The 21928-nt window shown below is 40.6% G+C and carries 19 protein-coding genes and 1 pseudogene; 5 read left to right on the top strand and 15 right to left on the bottom strand.

The window, feature by feature from the left end; all coding sequences use genetic code 11:
• Positions 1–3 precede the first annotated feature (3 nt).
• The 5 genes from Q5866_RS14785 to Q5866_RS14805 all read right to left on the bottom strand — a co-directional run bounded on the left by Q5866_RS14785 (position 4) and on the right by Q5866_RS14805 (position 5776).
• Positions 4–2628, bottom strand: a complete 2625-nt coding sequence (locus Q5866_RS14785; protein ID WP_303181010.1) for a TonB-dependent receptor — start codon at positions 2626–2628, stop codon at positions 4–6.
• Positions 2629–2630: 2 nt separating this feature from the next.
• Positions 2631–3524: a FecR domain-containing protein gene (locus Q5866_RS14790; protein WP_303181011.1), complete on the bottom strand. Its 894-nt coding sequence runs from the start codon at positions 3522–3524 to the stop codon at positions 2631–2633.
• Positions 3525–3550: 26 nt separating this feature from the next.
• Positions 3551–4060 (bottom strand): sigma-70 family RNA polymerase sigma factor, encoded by a 510-nt coding sequence (locus Q5866_RS14795; RefSeq protein ID WP_303181012.1) that lies wholly within the window; start codon positions 4058–4060, stop codon positions 3551–3553.
• A gap of 126 nt (positions 4061–4186) precedes the next feature.
• Positions 4187–4654, bottom strand: coding sequence for a hypothetical protein (locus tag Q5866_RS14800; protein ID WP_303181014.1), 468 nt, complete (start codon positions 4652–4654; stop codon positions 4187–4189).
• A 6-nt stretch (positions 4655–4660) separates the two neighbouring features.
• Positions 4661–5776 carry a hypothetical protein gene (locus Q5866_RS14805; RefSeq protein ID WP_303181016.1) on the bottom strand — a complete coding sequence of 372 codons (1116 nt, stop codon included), beginning with the start codon at positions 5774–5776 and terminating at the stop codon, positions 4661–4663.
• A 316-nt stretch (positions 5777–6092) separates the two neighbouring features.
• On the opposite strand from Q5866_RS14805, the pseudogene Q5866_RS14810 reads away from it, so the two are divergent.
• Positions 6093–6952: pseudogene (locus Q5866_RS14810) on the top strand (Rpn family recombination-promoting nuclease/putative transposase).
• Between the two features lie 52 nt (positions 6953–7004).
• Here the strand turns inward: Q5866_RS14810 and Q5866_RS14815 are convergent.
• The 3 genes from Q5866_RS14815 to rimO form a co-directional block, all read right to left on the bottom strand.
• Positions 7005–7604, bottom strand: coding sequence for a nitroreductase family protein (locus Q5866_RS14815; protein WP_303181017.1), 600 nt, complete (start codon positions 7602–7604; stop codon positions 7005–7007).
• A gap of 162 nt (positions 7605–7766) precedes the next feature.
• Positions 7767–9950, bottom strand: a complete 2184-nt coding sequence (locus Q5866_RS14820; protein ID WP_303181019.1) for a sodium-translocating pyrophosphatase — start codon at positions 9948–9950, stop codon at positions 7767–7769.
• A 131-nt stretch (positions 9951–10081) separates the two neighbouring features.
• Complete coding sequence (rimO, locus tag Q5866_RS14825; protein ID WP_303181020.1) at positions 10082–11368, bottom strand: 30S ribosomal protein S12 methylthiotransferase RimO; 1287 nt, start codon at positions 11366–11368, stop codon at positions 10082–10084.
• Between the two features lie 118 nt (positions 11369–11486).
• On the opposite strand from rimO, the gene Q5866_RS14830 reads away from it, so the two are divergent.
• From Q5866_RS14830 to Q5866_RS14845, 4 genes are all read left to right on the top strand, one after another.
• Positions 11487–12047, top strand: coding sequence for a Crp/Fnr family transcriptional regulator (locus Q5866_RS14830; RefSeq protein ID WP_303181022.1), 561 nt, complete (start codon positions 11487–11489; stop codon positions 12045–12047).
• Positions 12048–12129: 82 nt separating this feature from the next.
• Positions 12130–12798, top strand: coding sequence for an HAD family phosphatase (locus Q5866_RS14835; RefSeq protein ID WP_303181024.1), 669 nt, complete (start codon positions 12130–12132; stop codon positions 12796–12798).
• 100 nt (positions 12799–12898) lie between these two features.
• Entirely contained in the window at positions 12899–14734 is a 1836-nt protein-coding gene (locus Q5866_RS14840) for a YgiQ family radical SAM protein (protein WP_303181026.1), read from the top strand.
• Between the two features lie 142 nt (positions 14735–14876).
• Positions 14877–15497, top strand: a complete 621-nt coding sequence (locus tag Q5866_RS14845) for a tetratricopeptide repeat protein (RefSeq protein WP_292267583.1) — start codon at positions 14877–14879, stop codon at positions 15495–15497.
• A 318-nt stretch (positions 15498–15815) separates the two neighbouring features.
• On the opposite strand, the gene Q5866_RS14850 is transcribed toward Q5866_RS14845, so the two are convergent.
• From Q5866_RS14850 to Q5866_RS14880, 7 genes are all read right to left on the bottom strand, one after another.
• Positions 15816–16631, bottom strand: a complete 816-nt coding sequence (locus Q5866_RS14850) for a hypothetical protein (protein WP_303181027.1) — start codon at positions 16629–16631, stop codon at positions 15816–15818.
• A gap of 112 nt (positions 16632–16743) precedes the next feature.
• Positions 16744–17511, bottom strand: coding sequence for a hypothetical protein (locus Q5866_RS14855; RefSeq protein WP_186975359.1), 768 nt, complete (start codon positions 17509–17511; stop codon positions 16744–16746).
• Between the two features lie 112 nt (positions 17512–17623).
• Positions 17624–18097 carry a GAF domain-containing protein gene (locus Q5866_RS14860; protein ID WP_303181029.1) on the bottom strand — a complete coding sequence of 158 codons (474 nt, stop codon included), beginning with the start codon at positions 18095–18097 and terminating at the stop codon, positions 17624–17626.
• An 89-nt stretch (positions 18098–18186) separates the two neighbouring features.
• Complete coding sequence (locus tag Q5866_RS14865; protein WP_099292429.1) at positions 18187–19638, bottom strand: aminoacyl-histidine dipeptidase; 1452 nt, start codon at positions 19636–19638, stop codon at positions 18187–18189.
• 83 nt (positions 19639–19721) lie between these two features.
• Positions 19722–20138: a MarR family winged helix-turn-helix transcriptional regulator gene (locus tag Q5866_RS14870; RefSeq protein WP_303181030.1), complete on the bottom strand. Its 417-nt coding sequence runs from the start codon at positions 20136–20138 to the stop codon at positions 19722–19724.
• Positions 20139–20221: 83 nt separating this feature from the next.
• Positions 20222–20551: a DUF1904 family protein gene (locus Q5866_RS14875; RefSeq protein ID WP_099292427.1), complete on the bottom strand. Its 330-nt coding sequence runs from the start codon at positions 20549–20551 to the stop codon at positions 20222–20224.
• Between the two features lie 122 nt (positions 20552–20673).
• Positions 20674–21693 carry a bifunctional oligoribonuclease/PAP phosphatase NrnA gene (locus Q5866_RS14880; protein ID WP_303181031.1) on the bottom strand — a complete coding sequence of 340 codons (1020 nt, stop codon included), beginning with the start codon at positions 21691–21693 and terminating at the stop codon, positions 20674–20676.
• Between the last annotated feature and the right edge of the window lie 235 nt (positions 21694–21928).

A 21928-nucleotide genomic window follows, 5' to 3' on the forward strand; every position in this document is an offset into this window, starting at 1 on the left:
ATCCTAAAATGTAAACGTGTAAGAAAAAGACGGTATAATCGGGAAAAGCCAGTCATTACTGAAATACTGACATTCTCTCTGCTCGTCATAACTAACAGAGTAGTCTGGACTTAACCCTATCGTGTTCAACCTGCAATAAGCGTTATATAAATTAATACTCCACGTTGATGTCCCGTGTCGGCGGCGACGGTGGAAATTAATCCCCAGATCCAACCGATGATAATCAGGTGTCTTTAAATTATTGCGTTTTTCAACGTGGAATATAATATCCTTTTTCTTCTCCCCCTTTTCTCCCGGCAGCGTGGTAGGGGCATTGTATCTTTCCAGTGGTTGCGTGGTATAAAAACCATTGTTAAATGTCCAAGTGGCACTGATGTCAAAGAAATCGCTGAATTTATGTAACAAGACCAGATTGACCATGTGACGGCTATCGTACATTGCCGGGAAACGTTGTCCTTGATTCACTGAACAATCCGGGAACCAACGGTATGCACGCGAGAGCGTGTAATTTATCCACCCGTTGGTTTTTCCACCCATTTTCCGAAGCATCCACTCCAACCCTAAGGCCCGTCCTTTTCCAGAACGGGTATTTTCTTTCCAATCCAGATATGCCGGGGTAATATCCAACCCGTTGTCATCGTCCATCAAGTTATTCTGGGTCTTGTAAAATCCTTCAAGAGAAAGATGCCAACGCACGTGGGGATAATAGTAAATTCCCACCACGCATTGGTGCGATTTCATAGGCTTTACCTTATCACTGACCGGCACCCACAGGTCGGTAGGCATGTTCAACATGCTGCTTCCCAATTGGTGGACATACTGTGACATGAGTGTATAGGAAGCTTTTGTACTCCAATGATCGTTCCATCTGTATTGCATGGAAAAACGAGGCTCCAAAGAGAAATAATTTGTACTCCCGACACGAAATAATATACTTCGTACCCCCGGATTCATGGTCAGATTCTCTTTTATCGTCATTTCATCCTCGACATACAAGGCTATTTCATGAGCGTATTCCCTATGGCGAATCCATTTTCTGAGCGCCGTTTCTATACCCTCCACCTTTCTTAAAGTCAATCGTTTTTCCGGCACGAAAACATGATAAATGTAATGACCGCCAAAACATAAACGATTCCAATTATTCACAACGCGAGTGAAGTCGCTCTTTATCCGCCACTCTTCCTGACTCGATTTAAAGCGAATCTTCTTCAGCTGAATGGTATCGCCCGAAAAAGTTTCATGTTGATATTTTTTGTTCATGAAAGTCCGATAGCGGTTATAGGAAAATACGGTATTGACATATAACCCCGGGGTAATCATTTTATCCCACCGTAATCCTACAACCAGATTTCCCCATGTCCCGTGCATATTATCCCGGATACGCTCGGGAGCCATGTAATACGAATCCTTTTCGTCTTTCTTGTATTTTAAATGATCATCTCCCCAGAAAAAGATAAAAGACAACGTATTCTGTTTCGAAAACACACGAGTCAACTTGATATTTATATCCGCAAAATTATACCCGACATTTTCTTTACTGTCGCTTGTATTACTTACCGCAGCATAAATAGGCGCCCCGATCAAATCTATGTAAGTTCTTCTGGCAGTAATATTGAACGAACTGCGGTTCTTCTCGATAGGACCTTCTATGTTGAATTTACTGGACAGCAGACCGACAGAAAAACTACCATGGTATTCTTGCATATTTCCTTCTTTCAGACGTACATCCGTGACAGAAGAGAGGTGTCCGCCATAACGAGCGGGAAAGCTGGATTTATAAAAGTTCACGTTCTTCACGGCATCGGAATTGAAAGCTGAAAAGAATCCCAATAAATGATTCGCGTTATATAGCGGGATATCATCTATTAAAAATTGATTTTCATCCCTATTCCCTCCCCTGACCAATAAACCCGCTATGCCTTCTATACCGGCACGGACTCCGGGAAATAACTGGACAGCTTTCAGTAAGTCACTTTCACCTAGAAGTTTCGGAAGCACATTTGCCGTGAAAATCGGAAACTCTAACTGGCCGGCTTGAGTATTCTTTGCCCATTCGGGAATGGATGGCTGAGTTACAATAATTTCCCCTAAATTTAATGTCGGGTGTAATTCGACATTGAGCACGGTATCTGTTTTTAAATTGAATTGATACACACTCCCCTGATACCCCACGTAAGAATAGTTTAAACTCACCTCACCTTCCGGTACGAGTAGCGTGTAGAATCCGTAATTATTGGTGGCTGCACCGATACGCAACCGGGAATCGTAAACAGAGGCACCAATCAATCTTTCCCGTGATTCTTTGTCGTATATTCTTCCGTAAACGGTGAAAAAACGCTTTCTCTTCTTCAAAATGATATATCCCCCGAATATCTCCCACGTGATACCCAACGGTTTAAACACCGAGTTCAAAACTTGTTCCAAATCAGCTTGTTGTATAGATACCGTTATCGGGGCTAATGGATTCAAAACAGCAGGCGAGTACGAGAAAATATATCCTGTTTGTTGTTCAAGCTTTTCCAACACTTCTTTCACGGGAGTTTCGTGAAAAGCAATCGAAAATGTATTCTGAGATATTCCTCTCGCGACACAAAAAAACAACAGAATAATCATGATCCCCACTCGCATACTCAAATTGTTAATTGAATATCCAAAGTTCTGTTGATTATTTCTATTGCGTCCTTCAATGAAACTTCTTTAAAGATAACCGTTATCCGAAGAGAAGCATAATCATCCGGCAACACGATATGACAACCGTAATACTCGTTCAGGACTTCAATTACTTCAGACAAGAGGGCATTTTCAAATATAAAAACACCTGTTTCCCAGTTGAATTGATTTTTATTGAATTGCTCGGAGATCACTAATTCTCCGTCATGTTTATACTTAGCGGACATTCCGGTTTCTAACATTTCTTCCTGCTTCTTATCCCGGGTTGCCACTTTCACGCTTCCCTCTCTCACGAAGACTTCGGCTAGAAACTTGCGTGATGTAACTTGAAATATGGTTCCCAATACTTCTACCCGTATCAAGGATGTTCGTACCACGAAAGGTTTTTCCGTATCCCGTTTTACCCTGAAATACGCCTTTCCATATAAAAACAACTCTCTATTTCCTTTGCCATACTCGGAATTATAAGTCAACCGACTATCTCCGGCAAGTGTTACATGCGAACTATCCGGCAAATAAAATACCTTTGTTTCCCCGGCTTTAGATATTAAAACCGTTTCTTCGGTCCCCGGTTCATTCCAGTACCATATTCCCGATATTAAAACAATTATCGCAGCAGCCACTTGCCAAACTCGGAAAGGGTGTTTCTTCGCCGGGAATTTTATTTTTCGTGCGGCTTGTCGAGTATCAAAGACCCCACACTTGTAACGTTTTGCCCCCAATTGGATACGACGTTCGACGCGTTGAAATTCTCGTCGATGCTCTTCACTTTCTTTCAACCAACGTTCCACGCTTTGGCTTTCTTTCGTGTTTGCTTCACCAAGAATATATTTTGCTAATAATTCATTTTTCATGCTCTTGTCATGTATTAAAGCTTATACTACCCAAAGAAGAATAAATAAATTTTTATCGCTTTATCTCTCAACGTCTTTAATGCTTTCCCCATTTGTCCCTCAACAGTTTTCACCGAAATATTCAATTGCATGGCAATTTCTTTATACTTCATGCCTTGTTGTTTTGCCATCAAGAATATATTCCGCCTTTCCGCAGGCAAAGCGTCAATCCAATCCCACACCAAGGCTTCTTCCTCGACAGAAATTGATACAGCATTTTCATCCGTCAGATACATTGCGTTCTCTATGGATATTTTTTCATGGCTTCTTTTCACGTGTTTCACAGCCCGATTCCGCACGACCGTGTATAAATAATATTTCATTTCTCCCACTTCCAGACTACCCGTAACCGCTTTCTCCAACAACTCTACAAATATCTGCTGTACGATATCTTCCGAATCATCGTATGATTCGGTTATATTTAGGGCATACAGACATAGCGGTCTATACATCTTATTGAAGTACTTTTCTAAAATATTAGAATCTACAAGCATCATATCCTGCTTTTTCACATACACGAAAACTATTTCTCAAAAGTAGGCTAAATAAATAAGAAGTAAAAGTATCTTGTAAAAAATAATTGTTTTAAGATACCTCTACTTCTTATTTAGCATGTATATTCCTTAACATCCTTTCATATATATGTAATTTCTCCATGTTGTACGAGGAATACCTTCAGCCTCCCAAATACTCTGAATTATAAAACAATATATTTTATTGACTTCAATTTGTTGAGTCGTCGGTACCCAATCAAAAGAAATCTTCCAAAACTTCTTATTATAATCATTCTTTTCAAAAGAAGATATTTCTTTGATAAATATCATATCATCACGAATGTAAAGACTATCTGAAATATTATCGAAAAAAAAATCTCCAGCGTCTCCTTTGAAATTCTCTATCGGTCCCTCTAGGTAAAAAGATACTTTAGCAGAGGGTGACGTGATATAAAAAAAGGATGTAAAATAATTTCCTATAATCAATGTATCCATACCCGTGCTAACAAATTCATAAGCTATAGGTTCTTCCTCTTTCTTGCTACAAGAAAAAGAAGCAAAAATCACAATTATAAAAAAGACTAAATATTTTTTCATTGAAAATTAATAATAGAGTTTATTAGGGAAAGAAGAGGCAAATACATAAAAATCTGTAATGTTTCCAACGCTTCCTTCATAATTTAAATGATATCCCGGCCACCCCAAAAAGCTTGATTTATGATCTGCTCTTACAACAATGTCTAGTCTAGGGTGTCCCTCGACACCATAATTTAAGGCTCTAGGAGTTTCTAAATGAAAAAATGTATAATTTGCACCACTTTTTCGTGTAATAGAATGTTCATCTCCATAGTATTGAGTACTAATATCATTACTTTGAACGCTAACATATGTTCCATGGATACTATAACTTGTACTATAATCATGCCAACCACCAAGATATTTTTTCTTTGCTCTTTGATGCAATTTTAAATATACATGATTACGATAGAATGTTTTATCAATCATAACTTTTTCTAAAGAATAAATAAGATCCCATAAATATTTTTTCTTTCCTGATTTTATAAACCCGCCAGAGTTGACTAATGATATGTCTCGACTAACACTGCCACGCAACATCACTTGTGCATCATTATTATAAATCACATCCACATTATCATTTTCAGAAGAAACAAGAGCATTTTTATAATTATTAATTCTTCTAACATCTGCGAAATGAATAACAATTCGTCGATTAGTTTTATAAATATACATAGCATTTCCAACTTTTACTCTTCCATCCGCAGTCAATATGACCTCGAAACGAGGTGTCGTAAACGGATATTCCACGTCTATACATCCCTCTTCATCTGTCGTAATATTCAAGATTGATGCATATTTCTCAGCAAACAAATGACATTCTTCTTCTGATTTTACATTGTCGTATTCGTAAAAATACGGAGCATAATAGGTTTTGGCAGATACAAATCCTAAATTCTTTTCCCATGCAATCCTATGTTCATCATTCAATTGCTCTAACATATTAATAATGGAATCACGAACATTAAAATTCTTAAAAACTAAGCAACCAGACTCAACGTATACATCTGGTTTTTGATCCTCCATTCCCATACTCCTTGAACTCAATCTCATTGTTCTCTCTTGAGTTAAGTTTTCAACTTCAGGTTGACTACATGCGAAGAAAACTGCAAGTATGTACAACGAAAATAATACTTTTTTCATAAACTTCAAATTTTAAATTTACTATTAATTAAAAAGTTCCTTTATACTTTTTACTATTAAGAGTCCAAAAAAGCAAATACCCTTACTCCATTTCCCATATTTTTTTCAAAGCAAAAAATATCCCTCGGATGCAATTTACATTCGAAAGATATCTATATAAAATTCTTCCTCAATTTACGACCTATACAACTTGCTATAAATATTAAAATCAAAAACATACATGCTTTTAAAAAGAAAAACTCCCCCTAGGATTAACAGGTTCCAATTTTAATTGCTAATTTTGTAAGTGTTGAACTATAGATTAAAATAAACTGCCATGAGATACTTGAATCCTAAAGCTGATTTAACTTTCAAACGCGTATTCGGCGAACATCCCGATCTGGTGATGAGTTTACTCAACGCCTTACTCCCGTTAGCTCCCGGACAGGAAATCACCGACATAGAGTACCTACCTTCTGAAATGGTGCCGGAAAACCCCTTGCGCAAGAACAGCATCGTGGACGTGCGTTGCAAAGATAAACAAGGTCGACAATTCATCGTGGAAATGTAAATGATCTGGTCACCAGAGTTCAAACAACGGGTTTTGTTCAATGCCTCGAAAGCTTATGTGCGCCAGATCGAGAGTGGGGAAAACTATCAATTGCTGCAACCGGTATACTCGCTTAATCTAGTCAACGATACCTTTGAATCAGAATTAGAAGGATATTATCATCATTATCGGCTAGTGCACGTGGAGAATTCCGATAAAGTGATCGACGGTCTACAACTGATATTTGTAGAGTTACCCAAGTTTCATCCACATTGTTACATGGAGAAAAAAATGCAAGTACTGTGGTTACGTTATCTGACGGAGATAGACGAGAATACCGTGGAAGTACCGGAAGAACTATTAGCTAATCCAGAAGTAGGAAAAGCTGTTAAAGCCGTTGAAGAATCAGCCTTTACTCCGGCTCAGTTACTAGGTTACGAACAATTTTGGGATATTATCAGCGTGGAGAAAACATTATATTATAGTGCTGAACAAAAGGGTTGAAAAGAGGGTTAGAAGAAGGGTTAGAAAAAGGTCGAATGGAAGAAAAGCTGGAAATTGCTCGAAATATGAAATCATTTGGTTTACTCCCGGATACTATCGCTAAAATAACTGGTCTCTCTCTCGAAGAAATTGATCAAATATAAAAAGGGTGAGGTTGTTACACCTCACCTCTATAAAATAATTTTCATACATATATTACTTGAAAACACGAACCCTTTCTTCCAACTGATTAAACTCTTTTTTCCCGGGTTCTTGCAACGGAATACCGAAAGGCATCTGTGCAACTAATTCCCAATTCTCGGGTAGTCCCCATTCCGCGATAACGGCTTCATCAATTAAAGGATTGTAATGTTGCAACGAAGCACCGAAGCCGGCATCCTCCAACATTGTCCAAATAGCTAACTGATGCATGGCAGAAGTATGTTGCGACCATATAGGGAATTTTTCATGATAGGTCGGGAATGCTTTTTGTAATCCCTCGACCACGGTACGGTCTTCAAAAAAGAGCACGGAACCATACCCCGCGGCAAATGATGTATCTACTTTCTTCTCGGTTGCCTTAAATGCTTCTTCTGAAACGATTTTACGCAATGTATCTTTCACGATATTCCATAATTTCAGGTGCTGTTCTCCTAATAATAAAACAACTCGTGTTGTTTGGGAATTAAACGCGGAAGGGATATTCTTCACGGCAAACTTTACAATATCTTCTATCTCGCTATCAGTAATTAATGATTTATTTGTAATAGCGTAATAACTTCTTCTATGTGCTAAAGCTTCTTTTAATGTACTCATATCTCTTTCTTTTATTTTTTTACAAGATACGATTATTTTTCAAAAAAGTTAAGCCTTTCATGGTTTATCTTTTATCTGAAGTAAACGGACATAAAAATTGCCCAAGTATATTCATCACGTATACTTGGGCAAACACCAACTACTTGGATAGATAGTCGGAACTTAGAGAAGACTATATGCACAAGTCACTCCTGCCATAACAATAGCGACCATACTCATCAATTTTATCAAAATATTCAAACTCGGTCCGGAAGTATCCTTAAACGGATCACCCACGGTATCTCCGATCACGGTAGCCTTGTGGTTATCGGAACCTTTACCCCCTAGATTGCCTTCTTCAATATACTTTTTAGCGTTATCCCATGCACCACCGGAGTTTGCCATAAAGATAGCGAGCACGAATCCGCTTCCCAAGCCCCCGGCTAACAAACCGATTACACCTGCAACACCGAAGATAAGTCCCATAGCCACAGGAATAATGATAGCCAGCAATGACGGGAAGATCATCTCATGTTGGGCGCCTTTAGTCGAAATCTCCACGCATTTAGCGTAATCCGGTTCTGCTTCTCCGGTCATGATACCCTTGATTTCACGGAATTGGCGACGTACTTCGTTTACCATTTTTTGTGCAGCCCGTCCGACGGCATTCATCGTCAGTCCACAGAATACAAATGCCATCATGGAACCGATAAAAATACCTGCCAACACGTTCGGGTTCATTAAAGTAACATCATAATGAATCATAAAATCCTGTAACGTTGCATCGGCCGTTCTTACCGTGTTTTCCCCGACTGTCAGAATCTCCTCTCCCATACGTAACAATCCAATTTTTATTTCCTCGATATAAGAGGCAATCAATGCTAATCCGGTCAAAGCCGCGGAACCGATAGCAAATCCTTTGCCTGTCGCCGCGGTTGTATTGCCTAAAGCATCCAATGCATCCGTACGATGACGAACTTCCTCGCCCAAATGACTCATTTCGGCATTCCCCCCCGCGTTATCGGCTATCGGTCCGTAAGCATCCGTTGCCAACGTGATACCCAAGGTAGAAAGCATTCCGACAGCGGCAATACCCACTCCGTACAATCCCATGGACATGTTGGAGAAGTCGAATTGTGACGCGAACAAAAATGAAAGTACAATACCCACCACGATCGTGAAAACCGGGATAGCCGTCGAAATCATACCCGTACCGATACCTTTAATAATCACGGTTGCGGGTCCGGTTTCCGAACTCTTGGCAATATCCTGCGTCGGTTTATAGGCATGTGAAGTATAATATTCTGTTCCTTTACCGATAATGATTCCCGTTATCAACCCGACAATCACGGATCCGCAAATCCAATAACTCAATCCCAATAAATAGATCACCAAGAAACTGGCGCCCACGATAAGAATTGAACTTACATTTATCCCCCGGTCAAGCGCTCTCAGTAATTGTTGTTGAGAAGCACCCTCTTTTGTTTTTACCATAAATATACCTAGCAACGATAAGATAACTCCAAAAGCGGCAATCAGCATCGGGGCCAGTATGGCGTTAAATTGCATATCCGCTTCCAGTCGGAACGCCGCGGCACCTAAAGCAGCCGTGGCAAGAATAGAACCGCAATACGATTCGTAAAGGTCTGCCCCCATACCAGCAACGTCCCCCACGTTATCCCCCACGTTATCTGCGATGGTCGCGGGATTACGAGGATCATCTTCCGGAATACCCGCTTCAACCTTACCCACGAGATCAGCACCCACGTCGGCCGCTTTCGTGAAGATACCTCCCCCCACTCTGGCGAACAGCGCCTGCGTCGATGCCCCCATACCAAAGGTCAACATGGTTGTCGTGATCACTATCGCTTTCTCCGTGGATGTAGCCTCTTCCACGAAATAATCGAGCAATAACCACCATAACGAAATATCAAGCAGAGCCAAGCCGACCACTACTAATCCCATTACCGCACCCGAACGAAAAGCAACTTTCAATCCATCGTTCAAACTTCTGCGTGCGGCATTTGCCGTCCTCGCCGAAGCATAAGTTGCGGTTTTCATCCCGATATAGCCTGCCAGACCGGAAAAGAAACCTCCGGTAAGAAAAGCAAACCATACCCACGGGTTTTGCAGCCCGGGACCGTACGCCATCCAAGCAAACAGAATACACAACACGAGGAACACCATAGCCACGATCCGGTATTGTTGTCGCAAATAAGCCATAGCTCCCCTGCGGACATGTCCGGCAATACGTTTCATCGTGTCGGTTCCTTCCGACTCTTTCATCATCCCTTTAAAGAAAATCCTCGCGAAAAGAAGTGCGATAACGGCACATGCCGGTACTATCCAAAATAGATTATTCAACATGGTATTTATATTTGTAGTTAGTAAAAAGTCATACAAAAAAATACTCATCAAAATTTCAATGAACCTCGATGAGTAAAAGTACGAATAAAAACGAAAAATTATTCTCCGTTTCTATATTTTTTATAAAATTTTTAGATTACGCCGTATAGTTCGAACGGTTCCGCGCTCGTGATTTCCACTTCATAGAACTCTCCGACTTGTAAAGGACGGTCGGTTGTTACAAATACTTCCTGATCCACTTCCGGCGAATCGTATTGCGTGCGTCCCACGAAAAACTCGCCTTCCGTCCTATCTATCAATACGGTAAGTTTCTTCCCGATCCAACTTTGATTCAACGCCGCCGCCACTTCCAACTGTCTTTCCATTAATTCTTCCGCCCGCTTATTTTTTATTTCTTCAGCAACATCATCTTTATAATTCTTGTCGCAATAAGTATCATCCTCGTGCGAGTACGGGAATACCCCCAGACGTTCGAATTTCATCGTTTCCACGAAATCAATCAATTCCCGGTAGTCCTCTTCCGTTTCTCCCGGGTGTCCCACCATTAAAGTGGTTCGCAAGGCTATTCCGGGTACTTCTTCCCGAATTTTATTGATGAGGTCTATGGTCTGTTGTTTTGTTACACCTCTTCGCATCTGTTTCAGCATGTGATCACTACAATGCTGCAAAGCAATATCCAGATATTTGCATACATTTTCGCGCTCCCGCATCACGGGCAGCAACTCCATCGGGAACCCCGCCGGATAAGCGTAATGCAATTTTATCCACTTGATTCCCTTGATATCTGCAATTCGCTCCACCAACTCGGCAAGTCGATTTTTCCCGTACTTATCAATCCCGTAATAAGTAATATCCTGTGCCAACACCAATAGTTCCTTTACCCCTTGTTTAGCCAAACGCTCCGCTTCATCAACAATTTCCTCGAAAGGACGGGATTTGTATTCTCCCGTCATGATCGGAATGGCACAATAAGAGCATTTACGGTTGCATCCTTCCGATATCTTTAAATAGGCGTAATGCGGCGGTGTCGTCAAATGGCGTTCATTCCGAAGCTTTTCATCGTACTCTTTCCCAAGCTCCGCTAAAATACCCTTCCAGTCAAATTTCCCGAAATAAGCATCCACTTCCGGGATCTCTTTCTGTAATTCCGGCTCGTAACGTTGGGACAAACATCCCATAACAAATATTTTGTCCACCTTTCCCTCTTTCTTCAACTCCACCTGTTCCAGTATCGTGTTCACCGATTCTTCTTTCGCGTCCCCGATAAACCCGCAAGTATTGATTACAACAATCTTAGCCTTGGAATTCTCAACATCAACTTCAACACTATACCCTACTTTCTCCAATTGCTTCATCAACAACTCCGTATCCACGAGATTCTTGGAACACCCAAGACTTATAATATTTACTTTCTTCATTCTGCTTTCAAAATTTGCCGACAAAGGTAATATTTTTCATTTTCAATTTCTAATTCTGTATTTTAATTGACTTTCCGTATCTTTGTTAAATTCACCAGCTAATTTAAAGCTAACCGACATGAAGAATATAATAGAATCCATTATAAAAAAGTATCCTGTATCCCATGAAACGATAGAGGCATTGACTTCCCGTTTTGAAAAACACTTATTTCCCCGTAAATCCCATATAATAAAGGCAGACAAGCCCGACCGGAAAGTGTTTTTTATTGAATCGGGACTCACGAGGTCTTATATCCTGTCTGACGGTAAAGAAATAACCACGTGGTTTTCCAAAGAGGGGGACTGGACTTACGGATCGTTGGACTTTCTAAAGAACAAGGTTGGTTTCGAGTATGTGCAGACTCTTGAAGAAACAATAGCATATTCCATTCCGATAGATACACTTAATGAGTTGTTCCGAACCAATGTCGAATTAGCTAATTGGGCTCGCGTTTCTCATCAAGATGCATTTCTGCTATTACAAGATTTGCGTATCGAAAGGCTTACACTATCCGCTAAAGAACGGTATGAAAAACTACTTCGGGATCTTCCCGGCTTGTGCAACAGGGTTAATTTAGGTTATATCTCCTCCTATCTCGGTATTACATTACCCACTCTAAGTAGAATACGAGGAGAATAAAGGTACGATTTTAATCTATCACAAATTTTTTCCGGTTTCTCGTTCCTATTTTTGCTTTTATAAACTATAAAAAGTAACGAGTATGAAAGAAATAAGAAAATTTGCTGACACATGTAATATTGTTATCTTTGATTTCGGTGGTGTCATTATGGATGTCGATGTTAATAAAACAGTTAAATCTTTTGAAGAACTCAATATCGACGGACTCGCTTATAATGACATTATAGCCGAAAACGGGTCGTTTTTCCGTGATCTCGAACTCGGGTTAATAACTCCTGCCGAATTCATTGATGAATTTCACGTGAATTTCCCAGCATCAAAAAACGTATCGGACGAGGATATTTGGAAGGCTTGGAACAATATGCTTCAGCCTTACAATAAAGAAAGAATAGAGCTGATTAAAACAATAAGAAAGCGTTATACAACCTGTATTTTCAGTAATACCAACTATCCTCACCGGAAAACATATAAAGCCATGTTCCGGGAGCAATTCGGGTATGATTTTGAAGACCTGTTCGACAAATACTTCTATTCAGATGAATTACATTTACGGAAACCCGATCCAAAAGCATACGAGCGGATCACGAAAGAACTTGCAATAGCCCCTCGCGAAATATTATTCATTGATGATAATCAAGCCAATATAGAACAAGCCAAGGCAAACGGATGGCAGGCTCATCTCTTGAAGAAGGGAGAAACGATTTCGGATATTTTTTATTTTGACAACCAAGAAGAAACAAACGAAATATAATTATTACAGAGACTTTCCGTATCTTTGCAACGAATTTCAAGCAAATGACTAAAGTTCGTGAAGAAATAACTTTATGAACTTTACAAACTTTATGAACCTTATGAACTACAACATACAGCAATGGTTACCGACAACCAAAAAAGAAGTTGAACAGCGGGGTTGGAATAGTATCGATGTAATTCTCTTTTCCGGAGATGCTTACGTGGATCATCCCTCTTTTGGGGCAGCAGTTATCGGACGCCTGTTGGAATCATTGGGTTTGAAAGTGGCTATCGTCCCCCAACCCAACTGGCAAGACGATTTACGGGATTTCAAGAAATTAGGGAAACCCAATTTGTTTTTCGGTATTAGTCCGGGATGCATGGATTCCATGGTCAATCATTACACGGCAGCCAAACGTCGCCGTTCGGATGACGCCTACACGCCCGGTAATCGTAGCGGGGCACGTCCCGATATGCCCACCATCGTTTATACCCGTATATTAAAAGAGTTATTCCCGGATACTCCCGTCATTATCGGGGGAATTGAAGCATCATTGCGTCGCTTCACGCATTACGATTATTGGAAAGATACACTTAAACCCTCTATCCTTTTTGAAAGTCAGGCAGATATGCTCGTGTATGGCATGGGAGAAAAACCGCTTACCGAGCTTTGTCAAATGTTACGGAGAGGGATTCCTTTCCACAGTCTGACAAATATCCCGCAAACCTGCGTGCTACGGGATAAGGAAGAAAAATACGCCACGAATAAAAGATGGCAAACCATTACTTTAGCGTCACACGAGGAATGCTTGACGGATAAAAAGAAATACGCCACGAATTTCCGGTATATCGAAGAAGAATCCAATAGTATTCACGCCGCCAAATTGATACAACCGATTGAGGACAAACTTATCATCGTGAACCCGCCCTATCCTCCCATGACCACGGACGAGATAGATGCCGTTTACGATCTCCCGTTCACCCGATTGCCTCACCCGAAATACAAGGACAAGGAAATACCGGCATACAACATGATACGGCATTCCATCACCCTGCATCGCGGATGTTTCGGGGGATGTACCTTTTGCACGATCTCGGCTCATCAGGGAAAATTTATTGCTTCCCGTTCCGAACAATCCGTCTTGCGTGAAGTACAGCACGTGTGCGAGATGCCGGATTTCAAGGGAACCATATCCGATTTGGGGGGACCCTCTGCCAATATGTACGCGATGCGAGGCAAAGACTTGAACATTTGCGGACTATGCAAACGTCCCTCCTGTCTGCACCCTACCGTGTGTAAAAACCTGAATACCGACCATTCGCACCTGTTACAGTTATATAATAAGGTGCGGCAAGAACCGCGAGTGAAACACTGTTTTATAGGTTCGGGCATCCGCTATGATCTGGTTATGCACCGCACGGGTAACAGAGAAGTAGACTCGACAAACCGGGAATACCTCGAAACGGTCATTAAACACCATGTTTCCGGGCGCTTTAAAGTCGCACCGGAACATAGTTCTGACAACGTGCTGCATCTGATGCGCAAGCCCTCGTTCAAATTATTTCATGAATTGACAGCCCGCTTCAACGCAATCAATAAAAAAGAGCATTTAAAGCAACAAATCATACCTTATTTTATATCTTCTCACCCGGGATGTAATCTCGTGGATATGGCAGAATTGGCCATCCAGACAAAAGAACTGGATTTCCGTTTGGAACAGGTGCAGGATTTTACACCCACGCCCATGACATTAGCCACGGATATGTATTATTCCGGACTTCACCCCTACTCCTTGCGTAAGATTCAGTCTGCCAAGACAGAAACAGAGAAAAAACGTCAGAATATCTTCTTCTTCTGGTATAAAAGGGAATTCAAGGATGAAATTATCGGTATCTTGACGAAACTGAAAAGAAATGATATCGTAAAACGGTTATATTCAAATAAAAATAGATAATTATTTATTATTTCACGATTAATCATTAACTTTGAATCACGTAATTATAAAAACAAATATGCGCCACTATATCTGGATAATGTTATTTTTCATACTCACCTCGTGCTCATATCATCAAGCGGTGAAGAGTAACCGACGGGGTATGGATTACATTACCCGGGAACAACCCGGAAAGGCCTTACAGGAATTCAATAACGCCATCGCGTTGGAACCGAATCTCTTTTCGGCTTACTATAACCGGGCTATTGCATTGGCAAATCTGAAGCAACCCCAAGAAGCGCTTAAAGACATGAATTACGTGATTGCCAACGTGCCCAACCATGCTATGGCATATTACAACCGGGGAATTATTCACGAGAATTTGGGTGAACCCACTTTAGCGATACAAGATTACAGCCATGCCATTAATCTGCAACCCGATTTACTGGAAGCCTATCATTACCGGGGAATCGTGCGTTACGGGATGAAGGATTTGGACGGCGCATTGGCAGATTACGAGAAAGCGATCTCGTTAGGTTTAAAATCAAGCGCCTTGTTCTTTAACCGGGGGGTTATCTTCCACCAAAAAGGACAATTAAGCAACGCTATCGAAAGTTACACCCGCTCCATACAAATAGACCCCTCGAACGCGAAAGCCTATTACAACCGGGCTATATCCAAGCTGGTCGTTGATAATTACAAAGAAGCCCTCGAAGATCTCGAAATCTCGAAACGCCTCGGGTACCCTAAGGCGGCAGAAGTAATATCCCAATATTACCACTGATCGAATCGTTTCATCAGTAATTCACTAAATGCTTTGTTAGCGTGTTTACACAGCTTGTCCCGATCAAGGTCCCAGCACATATGAAATTCAGCATACCAAGACTTTTTCTTTTCTTGGAGTACTTCTATCCACATATCAGCGAATTCTTCTTCTGTAATATCGGCTATTTCTACAACCTCTTCATTCTCTTTGAAAGATTTAAAAAAATTGTCTGCCCATAATAGTATGAAATATTGTATGATCCCTCTCCTTTTCCCGCGTGTTTGGCGCAAATACAAATAGAGTATCTTCCCTATCCTGTCAAACACCGGTTCGTATTCAATATATTGTAAAGAAAACAAAAGCATCACTTGGACGCCCCTCGTCAATGGCTCGTCCCATTTTTCCTTTTGCAGATAATCCGGGACATTGCAATATTGCATACAGTCCATCACACCCAACTCGGTCATTTCCAGTCTTTGATATCCATATCTGATACACCATTCTATCGTGTCTTCTTGTTCCGAATTCGAGAGTAAATATCGCGCATAGTAATTTCCCGTGACCACTTAACGGTTCTATCAGTTTGATAAGAGTAACCTCCCATTCAGGTGTCATATTAAACAGTGCTATCCCGACATAGAATGTGAATTCTTCATGCTGGCTGAGCGTGGTCAGTAAATTCAAATCTTTCTTATTACGAAGCATACCCACAAAAAGAATACCCAGCTTCACCACTTCCCGGTCCGGTGCTTTTCGAACCATCCAGTAAATTAATTCTATAGCATTATATTCAATCCTTATCTTTCTATCAGACAATTTTTCAAAAAACTCATCCATGTACCCTATGATGTGATGATCTTTCACCATATTATAGAACTCGACCTTATCCTCAAGACGCGCATGTTTTGAATAATTATCGAATAAATAAATCAACCGGTCAATAAACTTTGAGTTTATCTTAGGGTCCTCTCTATCTATCAACGAGTAATCATTATACCCCGGGGTATAATCCTTCCAATGTAGGTTATTCTCGCTAACATCCGGTAAATATCTATCCTTCTCATTCTTGTCTTTCAAATGGGCTTTTACATGCTCGAAAATAGGCGGTCGTCCCTCCCATGGTAACTTACCGCTAAAAGAATCTGTTTTCATATCATTGAATTTTAAAATTCCTCACTAATTTGTTCAAAATTACAAAAAAAACGGCATAAAAAAAAGAAGGCTAAGTAAATCTTAGCCTTCTTCCTCTTTAGCAAGACTATCTTTAACTTTGAGGAGTTGTCAATTTTGTCATGGCGTCCTTTACTTCCTTTAGAACCTCAGGAGCTTCCACGTTCTTCGGGTCAGCACTCATGGCTTCAATCAAAAAACCTTGGGCTTTTTTAAACTCTGCCATTGCTTTTGCTTTTCCTGCTTCGTATTTATCATTTTCCTTGTTAGCGAAAGGAGTCGCTTCTTGAAGAATAGCGGCACCATTATTAAAATACAAAGTACCTAAACTAACCAATCCTTGAGCTTTAAAACCTTTGTCACTCATGTTGGCTATTTTCTGGTAATTCTCGGCAGCCTTGGCAATATTATTCGCCTTTTGGAATTTCTGCCCTTCTTTCAAGAAATACACGGCATATGTTCTCATCAAAGCGGAATTCTGTCCCGGAGTCGCCTTGATACCTTCTTCCAGTGTTTTAATCATCTGGTCTGTTTTCTTCAAGTTCTTCTCGGCATCTGCTTTTCCGGCATAGGAATCTTTTAATTTGTATTTATTCGCGATAGACATCGTGAAATACTTCTCGGCAGCCACGTAATCTTTCAGTTTATTAGCACAAACAGCCACGTTGTAAACACTGGCGTCATCTTTAAAATCTATTGCTTTTAAATAATTCTCCCAATTGGTAAATGCTTCCTTGTAATTTTTTGCTTTCCATGCGGCATTTCCCGCATTCTTTAATTTACCTGCTTCTTCTTCCGTCGTTTGTGCTGCAAGTGTTCCCACAAAAAAGCTTACTAGAACAAATAAAAGTAGTTTTTTCATAATCCTCTGAGTTTTGTATTTTACGTGATAAATTTCATTATTCATGCCCCTAAGATAACACACTCTTAAGAAAAATCAAAAGCCTCTTAACTTATTTTTCACATTTATGAGTTCATTTTACGCTATCTGACTGATAAAGAAGTGACAAAATTTTCTTCAACCCAATCTCGTCTTCCTTGTCAAATGCCGATAAATGATCGCTATCCACGTCTAAACAACCGAAAATAACCCCTTTTTGATCTCTTAACGGGATTACAATTTCACTTTTTGAAGCCGCATTACACGCGATATGTCCGGGAAACTCTTCCACATTATCCACGATAACGGTTTCTCCCGAATTAATAGCCGCCCAACAAACACCCCCGTTACGCAATTTCTGACAAGCCACGGGACCTTGGTATGAACGCACGATCAATTCTCCGTCTATCAACACGTACACCCCCGTCCAAAAAAAAGATTGCATCTTGTGATGCAACACCGCCTCCATGGTCGCCAGTCGAGCCCAGACATCTTCCGTCGACTGAATGTACTGCTTGATTTGTTCGTACAAACGATCGTATTTGGCTAGTTTCTTAGATTGATTCATATATTAATTTCTGATTTGCGAATTACGATTTATGATTCCGGAGAGCTACATCGCAAATCTGAAATCATAAATCGTAAATTAGAGCGTTATTAAAGTTTTTCCAAAATATCAACCAAATGCTGCCACCACATTTCCACAGTCTTGATATTTATCTTTTCGTCCGGCGAGTGTACGCCCCGTAAAGTCGGTCCGAAAGAAACCATATCCATGTTCGGGTATTTCTCGAGGAACAAACCACATTCCAACCCGGCATGGATAGAACGCACGATAGGTGCTTTGCCGAACAAACGTTTGTATGACTCCACTGCCACTTTTACCACGGGAGAATCCGGATTCGGAGCCCAACCGGGATAACCTTCTCCATGTTCGACCTTGGCTCCTGCCAGCGTGAATACGGACTCAACCATATTCGCGATATTGAATTTCTCCGAATTTACATCACTGCGCTGGGAAGTCGTGATTAAAATGTTGTTCGGTTCATTAAACCGGACTGCTGCCAGATTCGTGGATGTTTCCACCAATCCCGGCATACGATAACTCATGGAGAAAACCCCGTGCGGACATGCATACAATGAATTAAGCAATGCGTTAGTGCTTTTTGCAGTCAACACTTCCGCAGGAACATCATCAGATTCCAATGCCAACTGTAAACCCGGTTCGGTAATCTTCCACACGTTTTCCATTTCCGCCGCGTAAACATTAAAATCCGCTCTCACGTTTTCACGATATTGATCTTCAAAGGTGATCACGGCAGAAGCCTCGCGAGCGATAGCGTTACGCAAATTCCCTCCCTCGAGAACAGAAACCCGTACTCCATACTTCCGATTCAGATCCCACACGAACCGATTCAGTATTTTAATGGCATTTCCTCTACCTTTATTTATATCGTCACCGGAGTGACCTCCTTGTAATCCTTTTACCTGTATTTTCACGGCGAAAGAATTTGCCGGAGTCTTTTCCGTTTCATATCCCATATTAATAACGGTATCGATACCTCCCGCACAACCGATGAACATCTCTCCTTCATCTTCCGAATCAAGATTTAAAAGGATATTACCACTCAGGAAACCCGGTTGTAAAGCAAATGCACCTGTCAATCCGGTTTCCTCATCCACGGTAAACAAACATTCGATAGGACCATGAGCAATATCCGTAGAGGTCAACACGGCCATTTGCGCAGCCATACCGATTCCGTCGTCCGCACCCAAAGTAGTTCCTTTAGCACGTACCCACTCCCCATCCACGTAAGGTAATATAGGATCTTTATCGAAATCATGTATCGTATCGGAATTTTTCTCGCATACCATATCCATATGTGCTTGCAATATCACGGTCGGGGCATTCTCCCGTCCTTTTGTTGCCGGCTTCTTGATCAACACGTTTCCGGCATCATCTCTTTTTGCCTCTAAACCATGCTTGCTTGCCCAATCCAACATGTAAGCAATAATCTTTTCTTCTTTTTTAGAAGGGCGGGGAACTTGACAAATTTCTTCAAAATATCCCCAAACAGCTTCTGGTTTTAATCCTTGAAAAACACCCATAGTAATTTTAGATTTTAGATTTTAGATTTATGAATTTGTAATTTCTTTTAATCGTAAATCGTAATTCATAAATCATAAATATATTATACATTCAGTTTCTTCAACACCCAAATGGCAGACTTCAACTCTTGCGAAGACAGGGTGAAACTCATGTCCGTGTGCACCTGCTCTTCTATCTGCTCCAACGCGTGACGGGAATCAATTCCTTTTTCCGTCAGAACGATAAAATTATTCCGCTTGTCCTCTTTGCACATTTTTCGTTGAACGTATCCTCTTTTCTGTAAGGTGTTCAACAATTTAGTGACATTATATTTGTCCTTTTGAAGTTGTTTGGAAATGGTTTGTTGGTTCACGTTATCTTTTGCCCACAACACTTGCAAAAGCTCGTATTGCTCCCGGCTGATATCATAACCGGCATTTTGAAAACTACGATTCAGCATTTTCGTGTAACCTCTTTCCGCCTTGCTCAAAAGGGCTACCAGTTCACTTAGTTCGGTCATAGTCGTTGCATTTTATACTATGCACAAACTTAATTATTTTTTCCGAAAATAAATACTTCAAGCAAGATTATTTCTCTCGAAAATTACTTGATAACCTCCCCGTTCTCGTAATATCGCTCCGGTGACAAGAAAGAAAAATAGACATCACTCTCCGGATATCCGGCTTCTTGTAAACTCTGGTACACGATCTTAGCTAAAGCATCCTGTTGTTCTTTCGGGCGTTCGAAATACTCGATCTTCACGAACGGATACGCCTGCAAATGCTCATCCCCGGACACAAAAGAGGAATGCACCACCTCCAATACAACCGTTTCCCGGGGACATCCCAAGGTACTTACAATCTCGGAAATCAACCGCTCGCCTACCCGAGCCAATTTCTCTTTTTCTATGGCATGAAATCTCAAAAAAGGCATAACTATTAATTGAAAATGCAGAATTGAAAATTGAAAATGATCCTCTATCCTGCAAGATTAAACATTTTAACTTCAATGGAATATTTTCATTATATCTCCCGTAAAGAAATAATTCTCCACTTTCAATTTTCAATTTTCAATTGTTTGAAAAACCATTCAGATGTTTCCCGTACTTTCTGTACTACATCGTTTAATGGTAACGGCATTTGTCCCCCCGCGGCATTCAAGTGTCCTCCCCCGTTAAAATATTCCTTCGCCCACAAATTCACGGGTATATTTCCTTTTGAACGGAATGATAATTTCACTTTATCCTTACGTTCCGTGATCTGCACGGAAACCAATATCTCTTCTATTGACAGCGGGATATTCACCAGACCTTCCAAATCCCCGTCCTTGTAATTATAGACATCCAATTCCTGCAAAGTAATCGGAATAACGGCAACCGGAAAATGTTCATCTATCGTGAGTTTATTCAAAAGACAATTTCCCGTCAATCTCAATCGAGAGAGCGTGTTACGCTGGTAAAGTTGCTCATGCACGTAATCCTTGTCCAGCCCCAAGGCTAATAAATCGGCAATTACCCGGTAGGTTTCCGGATGAGAAGAATTATGACTCAAACCGCCCGTATCCGTTGAAATCCCGGCATATATGGCATTGGCAATATCCGTATCAATGATCTCTTTTCCCCATATCCCGGAAATCACGTTGTACAACAATTCGCACGTGGAAGAAACACTGGTATCGGAAATCCGATAAGTCACCTCGTCCGGATCGGGATGATGATCTATCATGATCGTTTCCCCCTTGAATTCCCTCACGAAAGGCTCCAAATCCCCTTCTCTCGCTATGGTATTATGATCCAGCATAAACAATACATCCGCTTTTCTCAACCACTGTTTACACTCCTTCTGTCTATTCTGGAAAGAAATGGCATCCGGTATACGTTTCAACCACTTCAAATAATCCGGTATATAATCACACGTCATCAATTGCGCATTGATCCCGACTTTATCCAACACTTGCCACAAGGCTGAACACGATCCCGCCGCATCCCCGTCAGATGAAATATGAGGTATAATAACAACATTCAAATTTTTGACTGCCAGCCTTTCTTTTATCTTCTCGATGATTTCTTCGTACATTCTATCTAATTTTCGAATTCCCGCAAAAATAGGAAAAAACTACATTTATAACGTGTAATCTCAAAGATAAAAATACAAACAGTGATTATTCTACAACTGAATTATCCCTAAATCAAGTGAATGACAATTCCAAACATGGAATTTTGAGGATTAAATAGTCCATTTGAATTTAAATAAACCAACGTTTTATTATATTACAAATATAGGCTAATTATTGGGAATCTCGAAGATTTTT

It is taken from the genome of uncultured Butyricimonas sp. (assembly GCF_959596855.1).
Classification (GTDB): domain Bacteria; phylum Bacteroidota; class Bacteroidia; order Bacteroidales; family Marinifilaceae; genus Butyricimonas; species Butyricimonas muris.